The 1,501-nt window shown below is 64.6% G+C and carries 1 protein-coding gene and 2 pseudogenes; 1 reads left to right on the top strand and 2 read right to left on the bottom strand.

Features of this window, described 5'->3' with window-relative positions; genetic code table 11:
• Together EN994_RS30940 and EN994_RS30935 are read right to left on the bottom strand one after the other, a co-directional pair.
• A pseudogene (locus EN994_RS30940) lies at positions 1-247 on the bottom strand (hybrid sensor histidine kinase/response regulator); the annotation flags it as partial.
• A 67-nt stretch (positions 248-314) separates the two neighbouring features.
• Positions 315-1,088, bottom strand: coding sequence for a response regulator transcription factor (locus tag EN994_RS30935; RefSeq protein ID WP_181172685.1), 774 nt, complete (start codon positions 1,086-1,088; stop codon positions 315-317).
• Positions 1,089-1,134: 46 nt separating this feature from the next.
• On the opposite strand from EN994_RS30935, the pseudogene EN994_RS30930 reads away from it, so the two are divergent.
• Positions 1,135-1,501, top strand: a pseudogene (locus tag EN994_RS30930) (response regulator transcription factor); the annotation flags it as partial.

The raw sequence follows: 1,501 nt of genomic DNA, 5'->3' as shown, positions 1-1,501 counted from the left end.
CGCCGCCGAAAAGAGGGTCGATCCAGTAGGCAGCGACGGATTGGGCGAAGCCCTGGCCAGGCAGTTCGCGCAAGCGAAACAGGATGCCGCGCTGGCAATCCATGGCCCGGCAGAGCGTTTCCAGTATGCCGTCCATCTCGCGCTGCCAGTCGCCGGCCTCGCGCAGCCGGCGAACGACGCGCACGGCCGCCATCGCCGCGCCCTGCCTGAACCCTTGCATATCGGTGCTTGCTGCTTCAGCGATCATCTTGTGCTGTCATTCCGGAGTCGCGCCAATTCGGCCGGCGAGCAACTACATCCTTCTGGCCCGGTGCTCAGTTGCCGTCGCCGGCCGGCAGCGAGAAGATATAGCCCTCGCCGCGCACCGTGCGCAGGAATTTCGGATTGGCGGGATCGGCCTCGATCTTTTTGCGCAGCCGCATGATGCGAATGTCGACCGCGCGTGACGATTCCGGATCTTCGGTGAAACCGATCGCCTCGGAGATAGCGGCGCGGCTCAGCAGCCGGTTGGCGCGGGTGAGGAAAATCTCCAGCACGTCGAACTCGCTCTTGGCCATGTCGATCACCACGCCATTGGCGCCGGTGACCAGCCTGCCGTCGAGATCGGCCTGGAAGGGGCCGAAGGCAACGGAACGGCGATCCGCCCCGGCCCTCTTGTCCTGCAGCTCTTTGGGCTGGGGAACCCGGCGCAACACGCTGCGCACCCTGGCCAGCACCTCGCGCAATTCGTAAGGCTTGACGATGTAGTCGTCGGCACCGAGTTCCAGCCCGACAATGCGGTCGAGCGCGGTGCCGGCCGCGGTCGCATAGATGATGCCGATCGGCAGTTTCGAACGCAGCCAGCGGCCAAGCGAGAGGCCGTCCTCGCCGGGCATGGCGATGTCGAGAATGGCAAGATGAAACGACTGCGTTTCAACGAGGCTGCGCGCGGCGGCCGCACTTTCAGCGGTGGCCACGTCATATCCGGCGGCGCCAAGGTATTCGGCGACAGCGTCCCTCAGGTCGGGCTCATCCTCGACGATGACAATTCTTGCCCGCACGATGCTTTCGCTCCCACTTTCAGTGGAAAGTAGATTGGGTATAAACATCATGTCCAGCACTCATATCGGGGTTGCCAGGGAACGGTTGGAAAACATGGCCGCACGATCCGTCATTGCGCTCGTTTCGGTAGCCGAAGTGGTCGCGACCGAACTCGCCGACCATCTTGAACGGCGCGGCCATGACGTGCATCAGGCACGCCAGCCCTGGGAGGCCGAATCGCTGCTGTCGGGAAAGGGCATCGACGTCGTCGTCGTCGGCGACAGCCTCAGCCAGGCGGAGGGGCGGGACCTGCTCAGACGTTATGGCGGCCAAGGAGGAGGCGGTGAGGGCGGACCGGATTTCATCCTGATCTGCCGCCCGGCCGATCTTGTCGACAAGGTGCTGGCGCTGGAGCTTGGTGCGGCCGACGTCATCGAGAGCCCGCTCAATGTCCGTGAACTGGCCGCCCGTGTCGGCGGCC

The sequence above is a fragment of the Mesorhizobium sp. M7A.F.Ca.CA.002.09.1.1 genome (genome assembly GCF_003998555.1).
GTDB lineage: Bacteria > Pseudomonadota > Alphaproteobacteria > Rhizobiales > Rhizobiaceae > Mesorhizobium > Mesorhizobium ciceri.
The sequence above is the reverse complement of the archived record's forward strand: the minus strand, read 5'-3'. Positions and strand labels throughout refer to the sequence as shown.